We start from the raw sequence: 18,949 nt of genomic DNA on the forward strand, positions 1-18,949 counted from the left end.
ACACCAATTGCAAAGTTTAAAATTGCCGCTAGAATAGCGGGCAATTAGTAAGGATGTGCTGTTAATGCACATCCTTTTTTATTGATGGCATTTTGAGAACAGGGCGTCCTCAAGGTGCAAAATGAAGAAAGCAGAACCGCAATGAGTGAAAAATTTGATGTAATCGTGATTGGTGCGGGCGCCGCAGGCTTAATGTGTGCCGCGGAAGCTGGTAAACGTGGCCGACGAGTGCTGGTGGTTGATCATGCTAAAAAGCCAGGCAGAAAAATTTTAATCTCAGGTGGTGGTCGTTGTAATTTCACCAACTACGATGTGTCTGCGAATAACTTCCTATGTAAAAACCCTCACTTCGTAAAGTCAGCTTTGTCTCAATACACTAACTGGGATTTCATCTCTATGGTGAGCAAGTACGGCATTGAATTCGAAGAGCGCGATCATGGTCAGCTATTTTGTGTGAATGACCATACAGCAAAAGATATTGTGAACATGCTGCTTGAAGAGTGTCAGCAAGCGAAAGTTGAGCAACGCTACCGCTGCGACGTTCACTCTATCGAAAAGACCGACTCTGGCTTCAAGATGCAACTAAATACCGACCAAGTTGAATGTGATTCACTGGTGGTAGCGACTGGTGGTTTATCGATGCCTAAGCTGGGCGCAACGCCATTTGGCTACAAGATTGCGGAGCAATTTGGTTTGTCCGTCATGCCGACCACAGCAGGCTTAGTGCCGTTTACGCTGCATAAAGAAGACAAAGAAGACTTCGCCGAGCTTTCTGGTATTGCGATTCCTGCTGAGATTACAGCGCAAGATGGGACCTTATTTAAAGAAGCGCTGCTGTTTACGCACCGCGGTCTATCTGGCCCTTCTGTACTGCAAATCTCTTCGTTCTGGGAAGCGGGTCAGTCGGTTTCAATTAACCTAGTACCTGAAGTCGATGTGGCTGAGTTATTGACTAACTCTCGCGAGAAGCATCCAAACCAGAGCTTAAAGAACACACTAGCAAAAGCACTACCAAAGCGTTTTGTTGAAGTGTTGATTGACCGTAAAGAGCTTGAAGACAAACCACTTAAGCAGTTCACCGAAAAGCAGCTTAATGGCATTGTTGAGCATCTAGAAAACTGGAAAATCGCACCAAATGGCACTGAAGGTTACCGTACGGCGGAGGTTACTCTTGGCGGCGTGGATACCGATCACCTGTCTTCAAAAACCATGGAATGTAAGAACATCAAAGGCTTGTTCTTCGTTGGTGAGGTGATGGACGTAACGGGCTGGCTTGGTGGTTACAACTTCCAATGGTGTTGGAGCTCAGGTTTTACTGCTGGACAGTGGGTGTAGCTAACAATTTATACGCAATAGCGATGGACTCATAATGACGACCATCGCTGCTGTTCAATACCGTACTAGGCTTTGCCGAAAGCTAAGGGCTTATGATGCTTTGCTTGTTGGTGGGTTGCTTAGTTCTACACAACGCCCTCGATATAAAATTTCACTGTTTGGATCGCGATTAGCGGTCACTAGCAGTTCAGAACTGTTTTTAAGCGTTTGCCATTCAGTTGGCGACATATAGCGGACGTTATTTACATTTTCTAGGCTATCAATGAGTTTGAGCTCACCAGTATTTCCGTCCCTCATCCATACCATTGTTTTATCCATAGGTACTTTCGCCATCGCACGGTTTCTCTGCATGCGGATGCTTGATTGCCCGGGCTTTTCTCCTTGATAGGCGACCAAAGCAAAATGGTCTTTTTGGCTCTCAGACGACATCATGGCTAAGTAACTAATAGGGCGTACCTGTGCTATCTCTGTTGGTTGCGAGGTTGGCGATAAAAAAGGTTGTAGCGACAACCCTAGGAGCAGAGAAAAAGCCATGCTAATAGGGAGCCACCACCAACGCATAGTCTGAGTTTGCTTCGGTGGTTTGATTGTTTGGGATACGATGTTTTTCCATACTTGGCGTGGCGGAGGTTTTAAGTTGCCTTCAGAATGTGCCATGTCAACTGCTGGGGTTAAGCTAGATAAATGCTGATGCCAAAGGTCGATGTGTTCCCACCAAGTGGGATCTGATCGCATGAGTGTTTCCAACCTCTTTCGTACGAGTGGCGTTAATGTTCCAAGAACGTATTCGCCGGCGAGTTTATCTCTTAGCTTTTGATTTTGATAACGTGCGTGTTTTAATTGGTTAGGCATCGTTTTAGCTCCTGTAAACCTCGGCGAATCCACGATTTTACTGTACCAAGTGGAGTGCTCACATGCTGGACGATTTCTTGATGGCTCATCCCATGCTGATAGGCCAAGATAATCGCATTCCTTTTCTCTTCAGCGAGCGTGTTTAGACAGTATGATAAGTTGGCTCCTGAGTCAGATGTTACTTCGAGAACGACCTCTTCGGGGGGCTTTACCAGTTGTTCTTCCCCTCGATTATTCCGCTTTCTAATTTCATCTATAGCGAGGTTTCTCATACTTTGGCATAACCAAGCCCAAGGGTGATTTACTGGATATTGCTGGTTGTTGTGCCAGAGCTTTACGAACCCCTCTTGAAGTATATCCGCTGCAACGTGTTCGTCTTTAACGACGCCGAGGATAACGTTGAAAAGCCGGGTACTGGTCAACTGGTATAGCGCTTCGAACGCAGCTTGGTCTCGAAGCGCTACTTGGGAAAGCAGTAAACCTATTTTATGTTTATCGGTGTTCACGCTTTCCTCATTATTGTTCTACGATGTGCCAGACATGTTTTACGCCATTACCGCTAGTGTCACCGGGCTTTTGGTCTTTTATCCAACGATAAAGCGGTTTGTTGTGATATGTCCATTGATATGAGTCGTCGTTGCGCTGAGTCACACCAAACCCTCCCGTCAGCTTTAGATTGTCTATCCCCTTTTGAGTTATCTCTGTATCCACAAGAGCAGGTGGCCACTTGGAGGCGCAATCATCGTAGCAAACGGATTGGTTTGGCTTGTCTTTATCAAAGGTATAAAGGGTCTGATTGTGGCTATCGACTAGATAACGTTGCTTACCATTATTGAATAGTCTGATGGTGACATCATCCGCACGGGCTAGCGGCCAAACGCCTTTGATGCCCGCACCTGTGATCTCTGCTTTCTGAGAGTCTTGATGCCAGCGATAAAGTGGTTTTCCGTTCAAAGCCCATTGTTTATTACCGTTTTCTCTTGTTATTTGGCTGAAGTCTGCTTGCGTACCGAAGTGCTCGCTGGATTGTGCGGTTACAAGAACAGGCGGCCATAACTTCTCACATTGGTCAGTACATACAGATTTCCCAACGGGATCTTTGCTAAAGGTATAAAGTGATTTGCCCGAGGCATCGGTGTACACCTCTCCAACTGACGTAGTTGTAGTTGGCGCAGCAAAACTAGTTGAGGTGACCAGTAATGCCGAAAATAGTAATTTTTTCACAGTCGTTTTCCTTATTAACGAGTCCAACCTTCGCGAGTGAAAAAGGTTTCTCCCTCACTGCTGTTAACGAAATCAATGAAAGCTTGAGTTTGTGGATCTGCACCTTTTGCCTTTGCTAGGGTGAGATCTCGGTAGATGCGTCTTTCTGGCTCAATTTCTACATAGGCGACTTTATCGGCATGGTTGAGTGGCCAGTGAATCCAAGTGATCCACGCATCAGCCTTTTGCTGTTGAAAAGCTTTGAAACTTGCTCCGCTGCCTTTGGCGTAAGCAATGATTTTTTTGCGAAAGTTCTGTACGTCAGCCAGCGAACCTGTGCGCCCTGCGACGTCTTCCCAAACGCCTGTACCGGAAGTGTTGTAAACCCCTAAACCTTCAGTCACGACTATTCGTGCTGGTTTTTCGAGTAGGTCTTTAATCCCGTTGATATTTTTTGGGTTCCCCTTTGGGACCGCAATCACTGCACGGCGCAAATACACTGGCTCAACATCTTGATCGGTAATAAACGGGTAGGTTTCAACAAAAGCGCTCATGGATTGTTCAGCGGATCCAAAGATTAAGTCAGCATTTTTCTGTGCATCTTTCGTCCACTTTGATTCAGGCCCAGCGATCACGTTTACCGTCACATTACTTTTTTTACTGAAAGCTTCTGCGGCATGACGAAGAGCAGTGTCGGGGCCTCCTGGACCATACACATTGATTTCTCCATCTTGAGGTTGATGGGTGATGTCTGAATCAAGTTGAGGTGAGGCGAGTGTTGAAGTGCTCGCAAGCAGTATGCTTAGGCCTACAGTAGTTAGTTTAAGTTGCATCTTTTCTCCTAATCTAAACTCAAAATGCTTACAAGAGACGCAAGAGATCATCGATTGGATGCGGTAAAGGTAAATTTTTTGTTCAGCCTTGTTATTTAGGTCGTGATTTTATTTTTTCTCAATGAGATAGAAGGTGCAGTTGAGGGTTAAAGAAGTGGGTAGTTCGCGATTTTAGGTGCCAGCCTAAAGAAGGTTGGCACCTAACAATGTTTACCAAGAGATTAGAAAGTTATGTTTTATAATGAGCCTGATCTATTTACTCACTTTGATTTGTTGAATCACCAAACCAGCAATAATCAGCACTAAGCCAAACAGGGTTGATGGGTGAATTTCTTCGCCGATAATGGTGGAAAGTAGCATTAGAGAGATAAATGGTGAGGCGAAAATCAGATTGCTGATGCGTGCTGTGTTGTTGGTTAGCTTCAATGCCGATAGCCACAACACAAAGGTAATCCCCATCTCAAACAGGCCGACATAAGTCACCGCCATCCAACCTTTCGCCGTGATTTGGCTAAAGCTCTCACCTTCGAAAATGGTTAAACCAATTGCGAAGGGCAGCGCCACTAAGAATCCAAGTAGTACGCCTACCACAGGATCAGCCTTGTTTTTGGTGTTAAGGATCCAGTAGCCCGCCCACAGTAGAGTTGAAAGCAGTGCTAGTGCTACACCAAGTGGGCTATCGAACTGCATGCCTAGTACATCGCCTTTGGTAGCAATTACAACCACACCCGCATAACTGAAGGTACAAGCCACCCAATCTTGCTTGCGAATTTTTTGCCCCAGAAAAACGGCAGCCATCAGTGTTAGCGTGATCGCCCAGCTGTAGTTGATGGCCTGAGCTTGAGAAGCTGGCAATAGGTCGTATGCTTTGAAGAGGATCAGATAGTAGACCAGAGGGTTAACCAAACCGAGCAGTAGGTAGTACCAAGGGTTTGATAGGAATGTTGTGCTTAGCTGAGAAAGCTTACCTTGAAAGGCGCAGACCGCGATCAGCGCAATCGACGACACAATGCTGGCAATGGTCAGCATTTGGATAGGTGAAAACTCAGCAAGGGTCAGCTTAAAAGCAGTAGCGACCGTTGACCACAGCAGTACTGCGGAAATGCCAAAGCCCAAGGCACGACGTTCGTTCATCACAACTCACTCTAATGGGGGGGACTGAATACGGAGCGCTTAGTCTATCTGTCGAATTTTAATACGGCAAACTGGACATTTATCCAGTATCAAAATACCATTTAATGAGTTATTTCCAATTAGGCTAAATCATTATCATGCAATGGATTATCGAACATCAGGCAACGCTTATTGCTGCACTTTCTGGCGCACTCGTCAGTGGAGGCGTTGTGGGTTGGTGGGTTAAACAGAAGCTCTCTTTTCAGCAGCGACTGCTCGAGCAGCAACTTGAGTCTGATCGTTTGTTGCATGAATCTCAGCAGTCACAGCTCAAATCCTCCTTGGCAGAGGCACAGCAAGAGCTCGATGAAATGGATGACGAGCGAGACAAAGCCGCATTCGAGCTTAAACAAGCACATGGCAAGGTGATGGCGGCAATGGAAAAGCTTCGCTACTTCGAAGCGGTCAAACAAGAACGACAGCAGTATGCCGATGAGATTAATGTGCTGAAAGACCATAAGTCTGAGCTGGAGGCTGAACTGCGTGAACAAGAGGCAAGGCACGATCAAGAGAACCTTGCTAACAGTGAAAAGCTGCAGCTCTTAGAAAAGGCTGAATCACGCTTAAAGCAGCAGTTCGAGCATCTTGCTAATCAGCTGTTTGAAACCAAAACCGCTAAGGTCGATCAGCAAAATAAGCAGAGCTTAGAGGGGTTACTCTCACCGTTAAGAGATCAATTGGAAGGCTTTAAGAAGCAGGTTAACGATAGCTTTAGCCAAGAAGCCAAAGAGCGTCATACCTTAGTACATGAATTGAAAAACTTGCAGCGCCTCAATGAAAGCATGACTCGTGAAGCGGTTAACCTGACTCAGGCGCTCAAGGGTGACAACAAACAGCAAGGTAACTGGGGTGAAGTAGTACTGGCTCGTGTGCTTGCTGAATCAGGCCTGCGAGAAGGGCATGAATACCAAACGCAAGTGAACCTACAGAATGATGCAGGTAAGCGTTATCAGCCCGATGTGATTGTCCATTTGCCACAAGATAAGCAAGTGGTCGTCGATTCGAAAATGGCGTTGGTCGCGTTTGAGCGCTACTTCAATGCCGAAACTGATCAGCAGCGTGATGCCGCATTGCGTGATCACTTGGTCTCACTGAGAGCGCACATCAAAGGCCTGAGCCAGAAGGATTATCATCAGCTTAAAGGTATCCAAAGTTTGGATTACGTATTGATGTTTATCCCAGTTGAACCTGCATTCCAAGTCGCGATTCAAGCTGACCCTAGCTTGGTGAAAGATGCGATGGAGCAAAACATCATCTTGGTAAGCCCAACTACTTTGCTGGTGGCACTGCGCACCATTGATAACTTGTGGCGCAATGAAAGACAGAACCAGAACGCTCAGGTGATTGCCGATCGCGCAAGCAAGCTTTACGACAAGCTGCGTCTGTTTGTCGATGATATGGAAGGCCTTGGTAGCTCGTTAGATAGAGCCAATCAAAGCTATCAAGGCGCCATGAATAAGCTAGCAACAGGCCGAGGTAACGTGATTCGTCAGGCAGAAAGCTTCAAGCAACTTGGCGTTGAGGTGAAGAAACCTATCTCTATTGGCTTGGCAGAAATGGCGCAAAATGAGGCTTTTTCAGAAAATGCCTCCTTAGTAGAAAGACAACCCGCTGAGGATAAAGTAAACTAATTGGCCGCAGCGCCTCTAAACATAGCGTGTGCTGTCGATGAGAACTTACCATGGTAGATAACAGCATTATGGACACAAGCGTGCAGACAAATTCAGCAGTAGAGTCAGAAACCACACACTTTGGTTTCGAAACAGTCGCGAAAGACGAAAAAGTCGCGAAAGTAGCAGAGGTATTTCACTCTGTAGCCGCTAAATACGACATCATGAATGACTTAATGTCGGGTGGTGTTCACCGTTTGTGGAAACGATTCACGATTGATTGCAGTGGCGTTCGCCCTGGTCAGCGTATTCTAGACCTTGGTGGTGGTACTGGTGACCTGACCGCGAAATTCTCGCGTATCGTTGGTGAAAAAGGCCACGTAGTTCTTGCTGATATCAACAATTCAATGCTGAATGTTGGCCGCGATAAACTGCGTGATAGCGGTATTGTTGGCAACGTACATTACGTACAAGCGAATGCTGAAGAGCTGCCTTTCCCAGACAACTACTTCGATTGCATTACCATCAGCTTCTGTCTGCGTAACGTAACCGATAAAGATAAAGCACTTCGCTCTATGTACCGTGTGCTTAAGCCGGGCGGTCGCCTATTGGTTCTAGAGTTTTCTAAGCCAGTACTTGAGCCACTGTCTAAAGTATACGATGCGTACTCATTCCACCTATTGCCAAAAATGGGTGAGTTGATTGCTAACGATGCAGACAGCTACCGTTACCTTGCAGAATCTATCCGTATGCACCCAGACCAAGAAACGCTGGAAGGCATGATGCAAGAAGCGGGATTTGAGAATACGAAATACTACAACCTAACGGGCGGTATTGTAGCGCTGCACCGAGGTTACAAGTTCTAGTTGAACTTGGTAGCAAGTGCTTTGAGCGTGTTAGATAGAAGATAAGAATAAAGATAGAACGGATAGGTTAAGGCTTATCCGTTTTCAAAGGTAAGGACAGTCATGCCATTTGATCCATTGGTAACCGCGGTTATTGAAACCTCTTTGAATACGCTAGTAAACGATGATCCAGCACTGGTTCGTCGTTTGTCGCGTTTAAAAGGGCAGATCATTCAAGTCAATTTGAAAGAGTTGAATAAAACACTTACGTTCGTTTTTAGCCAACAAATTGATGTGTTGTCAGAATACGAAGGGCAACCTGATTGCTACTTATCTTTGAATCTATCTGTATTGCCAGAACTCCGCGAACAATCGAATATTACTAAGCTTATCAAGCAAGATAAGCTGATCTTGGAAGGTGATATTCAGTTGGCGCAGAAGTTTTCTCAGTTGATGACAGACTGCAAACCTGATTTGGAAGAGTGGTTGTCTCGCGTGACAGGTGATGTGGTGGCTCATACCTTGGTACAAGGCGTTAAGAACGTTGGTGGGCTTGTGGCAAAGCAAGCGACGAGACATCAAAACCACTTCGCTCAGGTTCTGACTGAGGAGTGGAAGATCGCTCCTGCGCCATTAGAGGTGGCACATTTTTGCGATCAGGTTGATGACGTAAAAAGCTCAGCTGCACGCCTAGAAGCTAAGTTGAACGCTCTGTTGGAGAAAGCATGACCCCAACAGAACTGAAACGTCTTTATCATATTATCAAGGTACAATTGGAATATGGCCTTGATGAGCTGATGCCAGAGCACCAATTGACCAAAGCGCCTTTGTTGGCGAGAAAGTCTCTGTTTTGGATTAAGAACAAGCACAAAGATAAAGAGTTAGGGCATCGTTTACGTCTGGCTTTGCAAGAGCTAGGTCCGGTATGGATTAAGTTTGGACAGATGATGTCGACACGTCGTGATCTGTTCCCTCCTCATATCGCCGATCAGTTGGCACTTTTGCAAGACCAGGTGGCGCCGTTTGATGGTGAATTGGCTAAGCAAGATATAGAGAAGGCACTGGGTGGCAGTTTAGATAACTGGTTTACCGACTTCGATATTACACCGCTTGCTTCAGCGTCCATCGCTCAGGTGCATACTGCGAAGTTAAAAGAGAACGGCCGAGAGGTGGTTCTGAAGGTAATTCGACCAGATATTCGCCCGGTGATTGATGCAGATCTAAAACTGATGCATCGAATGGCTAGTATAGTCGCTAAGTCGCTTCCTGAAGCACGTCGTTTAAGACCGGTTGAGGTGGTTCATGAGTACGAAAAAACCTTAATTGATGAATTGGATCTACGCCGAGAGGCTGCAAATGCCATTCAACTGCGTCGTAATTTTGAAGGCAGTGAAGAGTTATACGTTCCTGAGGTGATTCCTGATTTAAGTAGCGAAACCTTGATGGTGTCAGAGCGTATTTATGGTATTCAAGTGTCGGATGTCGAGACTTTGAAAGCCAACGGCACCAATATGAAATTGCTGTCGGAACGTGGTGTGACGGTATTCTTCACCCAGGTATTCCGAGACAGTTTTTTCCATGCCGACATGCACCCGGGCAACGTATTCGTTAACCCAGATAACCCAGATAATCCTCAATGGATTGGTCTCGATTGTGGCATTGTCGGCACGTTAAGCAGCGAAGATAAACGTTATTTAGCGGAAAACCTGCTGGCTTTCTTCAACCGAGATTATCGTAAAGTTGCAGAGCTGCACGTTGATTCGGGCTGGGTACCTCATGATACCAACGTTAATGACTTCGAGTTCGCGATCCGCATGGTGTGTGAGCCGATTTTTGCCAAGCCACTCGGTGAGATCTCATTTGGTCATGTGTTGCTAAACTTATTTAATACAGCAAGGCGTTTCAACATGGAGGTTCAGCCTCAGTTGGTACTGCTAGAAAAGACCTTGTTGTATGTTGAAGGGTTAGGTCGTCAGCTGTATCCACAACTTGATTTGTGGGAAACCGCAAAGCCTTTCCTTGAAACTTGGATGATGAATCAGGTGGGGCCGCAAGCTGTGATTAACGCAGTCAAAGAGCGCGCGCCATTCTGGGCAGAAAAACTGCCAGAGCTGCCAGAGTTACTTTATGACAGCTTGCGCCAAGGTAAAGCGATGAACCATAGAATGGATCAGCTTTATCAAGGTTACCGAGAGAGTAAGCGTCAGCAAGCAACTGGAAAGTTTTTGTTTGGCGTTGGAGCCACTTTAGTCGTATGCTCCGCAATATTAGTTTCAAGCCCTTATGAGCAGCTATCTATGGGCTGTGGCATCGCAGGTGTCACATTTTGGCTGCTTAGTTGGCGAGCTTACCGTCGATAGACAGTAGACTCTCTTTATATTTTTTGTGTAGACAGACCCGAGGACAATGACAATGGGTGGTATCAGTATTTGGCAACTTCTAATCATTGCTGTAATTGTAATTTTGCTATTCGGAACAAAGAAACTGCGCGGTATGGGCGGTGACTTAGGTTCAGCGGTTAAAGGCTTCAAGAAAGCAATGAGCGATGATGAAAAGCCTGCAGATAAGAAAGACGCAGACTTCGAACCAAAGAATATTGAACAGCAGAAGACAGAAGCGACTGCTGAAACAAAGAAAGACAAAGAGCAGGCGTAAATCGTGTTTGATATCGGTTTTTGGGAACTGGTATTAATATCTGTCGTTGGGTTAGTGGTTCTAGGGCCTGAGCGTTTGCCTGTGGCAATTCGCAGTGTATCCAAGTTTGTGGGTGCGGCGAAAAGTATGGCAAACAGTGTGAAAGATGAACTTTCTCACGAGCTTAAGGTGCAAGAGCTACAAGAAAATCTACGCAAGGCGGAACAAATGGGTATGGAAGATTTATCTCCAGACCTTAAAGCGTCAGTCGATGAACTCAAGCAGGCCGCTGCTGAGGTTCAACGTCCGTATGCTAAGCCTGAGTCTGATAAGCCGAGTGAGACTACACCTAGTGTCACGGAAACTGTCGAATCTGAAACCATTCAGGTAAACAGTGAAGCTTCAGCACCGTCAGATAAAAAAGCCGAATAGTCTCGCAAGGAGGGGTCGCCAAATATACGCGACTCCTTTTCGATCTTCCTGTTTAAGAGGTTTGAAATGTCTTCGACTGAGCAGACACAGCCTTTAATTAGCCATCTTCTAGAACTCCGTAATCGACTACTACGATCGATTCTCGCCGTTCTAGTGGTGTTTATCGGGCTAATTTATTTTGCTAATGATATTTATGAATTCGTATCCGCACCTTTGGTAGATCGTCTACCTGAAGGGGCGACGATGATCGCAACCGATGTTGCATCGCCATTTTTCACACCTTTGAAACTAACGTTAATTTCCGCAGTGTTTGTCGCGGTACCGTTTATTTTGTATCAGGTGTGGGCTTTTGTGGCTCCGGGTTTGTACAAGCATGAGAAGCGCTTGATCATGCCACTTTTGGCTTCAAGTTCTCTGCTGTTTTACTGTGGTGTGGCGTTTGCTTACTTCGTGGTGTTCCCATTGGTATTCAGCTTCTTTACGGCTATCTCGTTAGGGCAGGTAGAGTTTGCGACGGACATATCGAGTTATCTTGATTTTGTACTCGCACTGTTCTTTGCTTTTGGCATTGCCTTTGAAGTACCAGTTGCGATTATCTTATTGTGTTGGACGGGTGCAACGACACCTAAAGCGCTAGCTGAGAAGCGCCCTTACATTGTCGTGGGTGCTTTTATTATCGGTATGATGCTGACACCGCCAGATATGATTTCTCAAACACTGTTAGCGATTCCAATGTGTATCCTGTTTGAGATCGGCCTGTTCTTCTCTCGTTTCTATGTGCGTAAGTCAGATGGCGATGAAGAGGAAGAAGCTGAATCGTAAGCTAGATCTCTGCAGTAAAAATCTCATAATAAAAAAGCGGCCCTAGGCCGCTTTTTTATTCTTCTTCGTTATCGAATTTTCAGCTGATAGCCACAGTTTTGACATACATAGAGCTCTTTAATGCCCAAGATTTTATGCCATAGAGTTCGATGCTGACGTTGTAAGTATTGTGAGTGGTCACACATTATTAACTACCTCTATATGCAAGCAGTAGATAATATACATGTCACCTTGTTTTAACAAATGAATTTTATTGAAAACAATAGAAATTGGTTTTCTACATTATTTATAAATTAAACAATGATTTAGCGTTGGCTGTTGTGATCTTTTCAACTTCTTCTAGAGTGATGCCTCGCAGGTCTGCAATGCGCTTAGCGACTAGCTCTGTGTACGCAGGTTCATTGCGTTTACCACGGTTTGGCGCTGGTGCTAAGTAAGGGCAGTCTGTTTCTAAGATAACGAAGTCCATATCTAGGTGTGGGATCACCTTATCCATACCTGAATTCTTAAAGGTTGAAACACCACCTAAACCAAGGTGGAAGCCGAGCGTATTGATCGCTTGAGCTTCTTCTAGGCTACTGCCAAAGCAATGAAATACACCACGTAAACTGCCGTCTTGTTCTTGTTTTAGCAGAGTCAGGGTCTCTTCTATTGAATCTCGAGTGTGGATCACCACCGGCAGGTCGAGTTCTTTTGCCCACTGCAGTTGGGTGACGAAAGCCATCTCTTGCTCGGCTTTAAAGGTTTTATCCCAGTAGAGGTCGATACCGATTTCACCCACTGCGATAAAATCGCGTTTATCGAACCACGCGCGAATGGTCTTTAGCGTTTCTTCAATATTTCCATCAACATAACAAGGGTGTAAGCCCATCATTGAACGACATACTTCTGGAAATTGAGCTTCCGTTGCTAGCATTGGCTCGATAGATTCTAGGTCGATGTTTGGTAGTAGAATCGTATCAATACCTTGAGCCAGTGCGCGCTGCACTACCTGTTCGCGGTCTTCATCGAATTCGCTAGCGTAAATATGAGCATGGGTGTCGATCATTGTTTTGTCCTGAATGGGGTCTTTACTGAGTTGCCATGAGTATACGGCAGTGTGAGGAGAAGGTCATTTTTTGCCATTTCTCCCTGTTTTTGAGTGGGTTTTATATTTTACTGCTAGCGTCCTGAGCCATCAGTGATATGCTTTTGCCTGTATTTAGCACTTTTCATATCTGAGTATTTCAGTACTTAGACTAGGCAAGGAGAATCTAGTGTCTGTTTCAATTCAAGGTCAATTCCCAGGTCGCCGTATGCGCCGTATGCGTAAGCACGACTTTAGCCGTCGCCTAATGGCAGAAAATCAATTGTCTGTGGATGATCTAATTTACCCAATGTTTATCCTAATGGGTAAAGACCGCCGCGAGCCTGTAGAGTCTATGCCGGGTGTTGAACGCCTGTCGATCGACCTTATGCTTGAGGAAGCGGATTACCTTTCTAAATTGGGTGTTCCTGCGATTGCTCTATTCCCAGTCGTGAACCAAGATGCTAAAAGTTTATGCGCAGCTGAAGCCCATAACTCGGAAGGTTTGGTTCAGCGTGCTGTACGTTCACTAAAAGAACATGTGCCGAACATTGGTGTTATCACAGATGTCGCGCTAGATCCGTTCACCACACATGGCCAAGATGGCATCATCGATGAAGATGGCTACGTGATGAATGATGAGACAACAGAAGTGCTGATCAAACAGGCATTGTCTCACGCTGAAGCGGGTGCCGACGTGGTTGCTCCATCGGACATGATGGACGGTCGTATTGGTAAGATTCGTGAAGCGCTAGAAGAAGCAGGTCACATTCACACTCAAATCATGGCGTACTCGGCGAAATACGCGTCGTGCTACTACGGTCCATTCCGTGATGCTGTCGGCAGTGCATCTAACCTGAAAGGTGGTAACAAGAAGAACTACCAGATGGATCCTGCAAACAGTGATGAAGCGATTCACGAAGTCGCTATGGATCTTAACGAAGGTGCGGACATGGTGATGGTGAAACCAGGCATGCCTTACCTAGATATCGTGCGCCGTGTGAAGCATGAGCTGCAAGCTCCTACGTATGCATACCAAGTGTCTGGCGAATACGCGATGCATAAAGCGGCGATTCAAAACGGCTGGCTGAAAGAGCGCGATACAGTTATGGAATCACTACTGTGCTTTAAGCGTGCTGGTGCGGATGGCATCCTAACTTACTTTGCTAAAGATGTAGCTGAGTGGCTAACTGAACACAATGCAAAGGCCGCTGAGCATCTAAGAGAAAAGTAACGACTTTAGGTTAAGCTATAAGTTATTTAAAGGGTTGGCCGTCGTGCCAACCCTTTCGTTTATGAGGGTGGAAAGTATGTCAGTTATCATACGTGAAGGCTCGCTGGAAGAAGTGGTTTCGGTTGTTGAGCAGATTAACGAGTTTGCTCAAAAAGAGAGTGTGGCCTCCCTTGCGCAGCGCTTATCAGGCAAGAAGAGTTTGATTTTAGTCGCGGAAGAAGCGGGTGTGCTACTAGGTTTTAAGATCGGCTATGAATTGGAATCGAACACTTTTTATAGTTGGTTTGGTGGCGTATCACCGCTCGCGAGAAACAAAGGAGTCGCACAGGGACAATTAGATGTGCAAGAACAGTGGGTGAAACAACAAGGCTACCAACAACTCAAAGTGAAATCGCGTAACCAGTTTCCTGCTATGTTGCGCCTATTACTGAGGAATGGTTACCAGATCGAAAAACTGGAAGAAAAAAAGGATATTCGAGAGCATCGCATTCATTTTGTTAAGCGTCTGGTAGCATAGTTAACATCTCTAAGTCGTGGCATTAATCAGTTAAATGAAATTAAATGAGATTTATTATCATTTAGTGGTTGACTATTAAATGAGAATCATTATTATTAAAACTGTCTTAGGGAATGAGGAAATGTTCACAAGGATGTTAAGTAATCGAGTATTAACTTGGTTACCCAACAGAATTCTCGCGAACTTGTACTGAGTTCTTTTTGACACGACATTGCTCACATTGCTTCCAGTGTAATTTATAGCTTTTAGGTAAAGCTGTGGTATTCAATTTGAATGGCTTTACCGGTTTTTGCTAGGCGACATCTTCGGGTGTCGCTTTTTTTATGCCTACCATTTCACATGATGCATATTTAGTGGCACGTATTTTTACGAATAAAACGCCATCAGTATTCTTTTCCACAACGTAAGATCTTAAAAAGATCGTTGATCATCTGTTCGATCTGTAAATTTATACTTTATTTTCAATGGTTTGTTTGTGTTTTTTGCTTTGTTTGTCTTAGTTCTCAACAGGGTGGATAAATAATATAAACAGAGTTATCCACAGAACGCCTGTATCTAAGAACAAAAAATAACAACAAATTGATTATATCGAACACAACCGAGTGAACGGATACGGATCGACAACGTGGAATCCAACCAACAGACGTGGCATTCTTAACAGATAATTTCTGTACTTACTGGATACACAAACATTATGGCTCGTATTCCTGACAATCCATTGATTCTGATCGATGGCTCTTCTTACTTATATCGCGCGTTTCATGCTTACCCTGGCACCATGAGCAATGGTGATATCCCGACTAACGCGGTTTACGGTGTAGTTAACATGCTGCGCAGCATGATGCGTCAATTTGCTTCTGATCGTATTGCGGTTATTTTTGATGCGAAAGGAAAGACGTTCCGTGATGACATGTACCCAGAGTACAAGGCTAATCGTCCACCTATGCCGGATGATCTGCGTTGCCAGATCGAACCTTTGCACAATGTGATTCGTGCAATGGGTCTGCCACTTATCTCGATCCCAGGCGTTGAAGCGGATGACGTGATCGGTACACTGGCTTCTCAAGCATCTAAAGCGGGCATGCCGGTTTTGATCAGTACTGGCGATAAAGATATGGCCCAACTGGTTGATGACAACGTTACTTTGATCAACACCATGACCAATGTGGTGATGGATCGCGAAGGTGTTATCGAGAAGTTTGGCATCCCACCTGAGCTTATCATCGACTACCTTGCTCTGATGGGCGATAAAGTGGATAACATACCTGGTGTTCCAGGTGTTGGTGACAAAACAGCAACAGCTCTACTGCAAGGTATTGGTAGCATCGAGAAGTTGTACCAAAACCTAGATGATATTGCTGCGCTTGGTTTTCGTGGTTCTAAGACGATGGCTAAGAAGCTTATCGACAATAAAGATAACGCTGAAATGTCTTACCAACTGGCGACGATTAAGCTGGATGTTGAGCTTGAAGAGACACCAGAATCACTCGTAAAAACGCAACCAAATACCGATGAGCTGATTAAGCTATATGGTCAATTAGTTTTCAAGTCTTGGCTGAGTGAGCTTCTTGAGGGCGGTACTGGTGTCGTTGAAGCTGACGAGAAATCTGGAGCCGTACGTAGCAGTGGCACATCAGCAACCTCAACCGTTGAGATGAACACTTCAGCAGTGACGATTGATCGTAGCAAATACGAAACTATTCTTGATGAAGAGACTTTCAGCGCTTGGCTAGAGAAGTTGAAAGCGGCAGAGGTGTTTGCTTTTGACACCGAGACTGACAGTCTAGATTACATGGTAGCTAACCTGGTTGGCCTATCGTTCGCAACTGAAGAAGGTGTTGCTGCTTACGTACCAGTTGCTCATGACTACCTAGACGCACCACAACAGCTGGATCGCGATTGGGTACTAGAGCAGCTTAAGCCGATTCTTGAAGATGATGCACAAGCTAAAGTGGGTCAAAACCTCAAGTACGATATGAGCGTTTTAGCGCGTTACGGTATTGAGATGAAAGGCATCAAGCATGACACTATGCTAGCGTCTTACGTTTTCAATAGCGTTGGCGGTAAGCATGATATGGACAGTTTGGCATTGCGTTTCCTACAACATAGCTGCATCTCATTTGAGCAAATTGCGGGCAAAGGTAAGAAACAATTGACGTTCAACCAGATCGAGCTGGATGAAGCGTCTCCATATGCAGCTGAAGATGCTGACGTAACACTGCGTCTGCATAACCGCCTAATGGAAAATATCCAGCAAGATGAAAAGCTAAAAGCGATCTATGAAGAGATCGAAGTACCGCTGATTCCAGTCATGTCTCGCATTGAACGTACCGGTGTATTCGTTGATGACATGTTGCTAGGTGCACAGTCACAAGAGATTGCGGTTCGTCTTGATGAGTTAGAGCAAAAAGCTTACGAGATTGCAGAGCAAGAGTTCAACATGAACTCCCCGAAACAGCTGCAAGCGATTCTGTTCGAGAAAATGGGTTTGCCTGTTATCAAGAAAACGCCATCTGGTTCGCCTTCAACTAATGAAGAGGTACTACAGGAACTGGCGCTAGATTATCCGCTACCTAAGTTGATCATTGAGTATCGTGGTCTTGCGAAGCTGAAGTCGACTTACACTGACAAACTTCCGAAGATGATCAATGCAGAAACGGGTCGTGTTCATACCTCGTATCATCAAGCGGTAACGGCGACTGGTCGTTTGTCTTCGACCGATCCAAACCTACAGAACATCCCAATTCGTAATGAAGAAGGCCGTCGTATCCGCCAAGCATTCGTTGCACAGCATGGTTGGAAGATTCTAGCAGTCGATTACTCTCAAATTGAATTGCGTATCATGGCGCACCTATCGGGTGATAAAGCGCTACTGGAGGCATTCCAACAAGGCAAAGATATCCACGCGGCAACGGCAGCTGAGATCATTGGCGTTAATATTGAGGATGTGACTTCTGAGCAACGTCGTCGTGCTAAAGCGGTTAACTTCGGTCTTATCTACGGCATGAGTGCCTTTGGCTTGGCTAAGCAGCTTGGTATTCCTCGTGGTGAAGCACAGCACTACATGGATACTTACTTCGAGCGCTATCCTGGTGTGATGCAGTACATGGAAGACACACGCAGCGCTGCTTCAGAGCAGGGCTTCGTTGAAACCATTTATGGTCGTCGTCTGCACCTACCTGAAATCCAATCTCGTAATGGCATGCGTCGTAAGGCAGCTGAGCGTGCAGCGATCAACGCGCCAATGCAAGGTACAGCGGCAGACATCATTAAGAAAGCGATGCTGTTGGTGGATGAATGGATTCAGGCGGAAGGTGATGGCCGAGTTAAGCTATTGATGCAAGTACACGATGAATTGGTATTTGAAGTGGAAGAGTCATCTTTAGCCGAAATTGAAAGTAAAGTACGAGAATTGATGGAATCTGCTGCTGACCTAGATGTGCCGCTTGTTGCGGAAGCTGGTCACGGTGACAACTGGGACCAAGCCCACTAATCAGTTTTTGACCTTATTGAGCAAATTAGTATGAGCCAGTGCACAAACACTGGCTTTTTTTTGTCTCGAATAAAGTTCAATTACGCAAAGGGGGTAAGTGTTTTAATAAAACATTCATGAAAAAAAACTACAAAAATTGTTTTCATTTCTGAGCAATTGTTGTACATTAAATCTCGTAGGGTACAGAGGTAAGATGTTCTATCTTTCAGACCTTTTGTTTCACGTTATTGGATTAGGCTGATTCAGCCGCCCCAGTCAGTATTTGACTGGGGCGTTTTTTCTTGTGCGAAGGAAAAATATTTTCGACCTACAATCCCCCTGAAAAACGCCCTATTTCTAGTGCTTTTGTTACGCTTTTTAAATGCCTTCTTTATCTATTCCATTCGTTGTGAATTTGGAATTCAATCAGCAATTGGTAATTTAAATCCACACATAAAATGATTGTTTTATCATTTGAAATAACTTTTATTTTACAAAGTGCTGATAAAGTATTGATCGCGCGCGCCTTATTTATCAGTGCATTGAGTGGGTGAATGTTGGTCTAAGGCTTGTGGCAGTTACTTGAGTGAAGTCTTGGTGGTGTCAGCGAGTTTTTGTTTATGCTTTCAACCGTTTGGTTAAGCGCCATTTTTGTTCGTCACTAAGGATAGGGTTCTTGACGATGGCTTGCATCTTGAGCAAACCTCTCCATGCCATCAAGGTCTAAAGTCATATCAACGTTGATTAGTGGCGTTTCCGATGCTTCTTTTTCAGAGGCGGATCCTGAAAATGAAACCATAATCAACGCTATTACGATTAGGGGCATTTTCCACATGAGTGTTCCTTTCTCATTGTACTGTTTATAAAAGCTTGTCTTTTAGTATGGTTCATTCTGTTGTTTGTAACGGGTTTATCTTACTT

General features: G+C 45.1%; 18 protein-coding genes and 1 pseudogene. 12 read left to right on the top strand and 7 right to left on the bottom strand.

The features are described 5' to 3' along the window. Nucleotides 1–141 precede the first annotated feature (141 nt). Complete coding sequence (locus tag A3712_RS25160; protein ID WP_063525621.1) at nt 142–1,335, top strand: NAD(P)/FAD-dependent oxidoreductase; 1,194 nt, start codon at nt 142–144, stop codon at nt 1,333–1,335. A 90-nt stretch (nt 1,336–1,425) separates the two neighbouring features. Here A3712_RS25160 and A3712_RS25165 read toward each other — a convergent pair whose 3' ends face one another. The 5 genes from A3712_RS25165 to A3712_RS25185 all read right to left on the bottom strand — a co-directional run bounded on the left by A3712_RS25165 (nt 1,426) and on the right by A3712_RS25185 (nt 5,357). After that, a complete protein-coding gene (locus A3712_RS25165) occupies nt 1,426–2,187 on the bottom strand; it encodes a hypothetical protein (RefSeq protein ID WP_063525424.1) in 762 nt (253 codons plus the stop codon). Then, a complete protein-coding gene (locus A3712_RS25170; RefSeq protein WP_063525425.1) occupies nt 2,172–2,693 on the bottom strand; it encodes an RNA polymerase sigma factor in 522 nt (173 codons plus the stop codon). The genes A3712_RS25165 and A3712_RS25170 overlap by 16 nt, the downstream gene beginning before the upstream one ends. 10 nt (nt 2,694–2,703) lie before the next feature. Continuing rightward, nucleotides 2,704–3,411, bottom strand: coding sequence for a hypothetical protein (locus tag A3712_RS25175; RefSeq protein WP_063525426.1), 708 nt, complete (start codon nt 3,409–3,411; stop codon nt 2,704–2,706). Nucleotides 3,412–3,425: 14 nt separating this feature from the next. Beyond that, a complete protein-coding gene (locus tag A3712_RS25180) occupies nt 3,426–4,223 on the bottom strand; it encodes a substrate-binding domain-containing protein (protein ID WP_063525427.1) in 798 nt (265 codons plus the stop codon). A 252-nt stretch (nt 4,224–4,475) separates the two neighbouring features. Next, complete coding sequence (locus tag A3712_RS25185) at nt 4,476–5,357, bottom strand: DMT family transporter (protein ID WP_063525428.1); 882 nt, start codon at nt 5,355–5,357, stop codon at nt 4,476–4,478. Between the two features lie 137 nt (nt 5,358–5,494). Between A3712_RS25185 and rmuC the strand changes: the two genes are divergently transcribed. The 7 genes from rmuC (at nt 5,495) to tatC (ending at nt 11,739) form a co-directional block, all read left to right on the top strand. Next, on the top strand, nt 5,495–7,027 hold the full coding sequence (gene rmuC / locus A3712_RS25190) for a DNA recombination protein RmuC (RefSeq protein WP_063525429.1): 1,533 nt from the start codon (nt 5,495–5,497) through the stop codon (nt 7,025–7,027). A gap of 65 nt (nt 7,028–7,092) precedes the next feature. After that, on the top strand, nt 7,093–7,872 hold the full coding sequence (ubiE, locus tag A3712_RS25195) for a bifunctional demethylmenaquinone methyltransferase/2-methoxy-6-polyprenyl-1,4-benzoquinol methylase UbiE (protein ID WP_032554326.1): 780 nt from the start codon (nt 7,093–7,095) through the stop codon (nt 7,870–7,872). Nucleotides 7,873–7,974: 102 nt separating this feature from the next. Further along, nucleotides 7,975–8,580 carry a ubiquinone biosynthesis accessory factor UbiJ gene (locus tag A3712_RS25200; RefSeq protein ID WP_063525430.1) on the top strand — a complete coding sequence of 202 codons (606 nt, stop codon included), beginning with the start codon at nt 7,975–7,977 and terminating at the stop codon, nt 8,578–8,580. After that, nucleotides 8,577–10,211 (top strand): ubiquinone biosynthesis regulatory protein kinase UbiB, encoded by a 1,635-nt coding sequence (gene ubiB, locus A3712_RS25205; protein ID WP_063525431.1) that lies wholly within the window; start codon nt 8,577–8,579, stop codon nt 10,209–10,211. The genes A3712_RS25200 and ubiB overlap by 4 nt, the downstream gene beginning before the upstream one ends. A gap of 52 nt (nt 10,212–10,263) precedes the next feature. Then, nucleotides 10,264–10,506, top strand: coding sequence for a Sec-independent protein translocase subunit TatA (gene tatA, locus A3712_RS25210; protein WP_008218506.1), 243 nt, complete (start codon nt 10,264–10,266; stop codon nt 10,504–10,506). A 3-nt stretch (nt 10,507–10,509) separates the two neighbouring features. After that, nucleotides 10,510–10,917, top strand: a complete 408-nt coding sequence (tatB, locus tag A3712_RS25215; RefSeq protein WP_004740982.1) for a Sec-independent protein translocase protein TatB — start codon at nt 10,510–10,512, stop codon at nt 10,915–10,917. Nucleotides 10,918–10,983: 66 nt separating this feature from the next. Beyond that, the gene (tatC, locus tag A3712_RS25220) at nt 10,984–11,739 is read left to right on the top strand and encodes a twin-arginine translocase subunit TatC (RefSeq protein ID WP_063525432.1); all 756 of its coding nucleotides are present in this window, start codon (nt 10,984–10,986) and stop codon (nt 11,737–11,739) included. Between the two features lie 286 nt (nt 11,740–12,025). Here the strand turns inward: tatC and A3712_RS25225 are convergent, their stop codons facing one another. Further along, nucleotides 12,026–12,787 (bottom strand): TatD family hydrolase, encoded by a 762-nt coding sequence (locus tag A3712_RS25225; protein WP_063525433.1) that lies wholly within the window; start codon nt 12,785–12,787, stop codon nt 12,026–12,028. A 208-nt stretch (nt 12,788–12,995) separates the two neighbouring features. On the opposite strand from A3712_RS25225, the gene hemB reads away from it, so the two are divergent. The 4 genes from hemB to A3712_RS29000 all read left to right on the top strand — a co-directional run bounded on the left by hemB (nt 12,996) and on the right by A3712_RS29000 (nt 18,290). After that, the gene (gene hemB, locus A3712_RS25230) at nt 12,996–14,039 is read left to right on the top strand and encodes a porphobilinogen synthase (protein ID WP_063525434.1); all 1,044 of its coding nucleotides are present in this window, start codon (nt 12,996–12,998) and stop codon (nt 14,037–14,039) included. A 76-nt stretch (nt 14,040–14,115) separates the two neighbouring features. Further along, on the top strand, nt 14,116–14,556 hold the full coding sequence (locus tag A3712_RS25235) for a GNAT family N-acetyltransferase (protein ID WP_063525435.1): 441 nt from the start codon (nt 14,116–14,118) through the stop codon (nt 14,554–14,556). Between the two features lie 694 nt (nt 14,557–15,250). Further along, nucleotides 15,251–18,049, top strand: coding sequence for a DNA polymerase I (gene polA / locus A3712_RS25240; RefSeq protein WP_063525436.1), 2,799 nt, complete (start codon nt 15,251–15,253; stop codon nt 18,047–18,049). A 193-nt stretch (nt 18,050–18,242) separates the two neighbouring features. Next, nucleotides 18,243–18,290 carry a hypothetical protein gene (locus tag A3712_RS29000; RefSeq protein ID WP_438356636.1) on the top strand — a complete coding sequence of 16 codons (48 nt, stop codon included), beginning with the start codon at nt 18,243–18,245 and terminating at the stop codon, nt 18,288–18,290. Between the two features lie 319 nt (nt 18,291–18,609). Here the strand turns inward: A3712_RS29000 and A3712_RS27235 are convergent. Beyond that, nucleotides 18,610–18,863 (bottom strand): annotated as a pseudogene (locus tag A3712_RS27235) (GTP-binding protein); the annotation flags it as partial. Nucleotides 18,864–18,949 lie beyond the last annotated feature (86 nt).

This window comes from Vibrio sp. HI00D65, assembly GCF_001635455.1.
GTDB lineage: Bacteria > Pseudomonadota > Gammaproteobacteria > Enterobacterales > Vibrionaceae > Vibrio.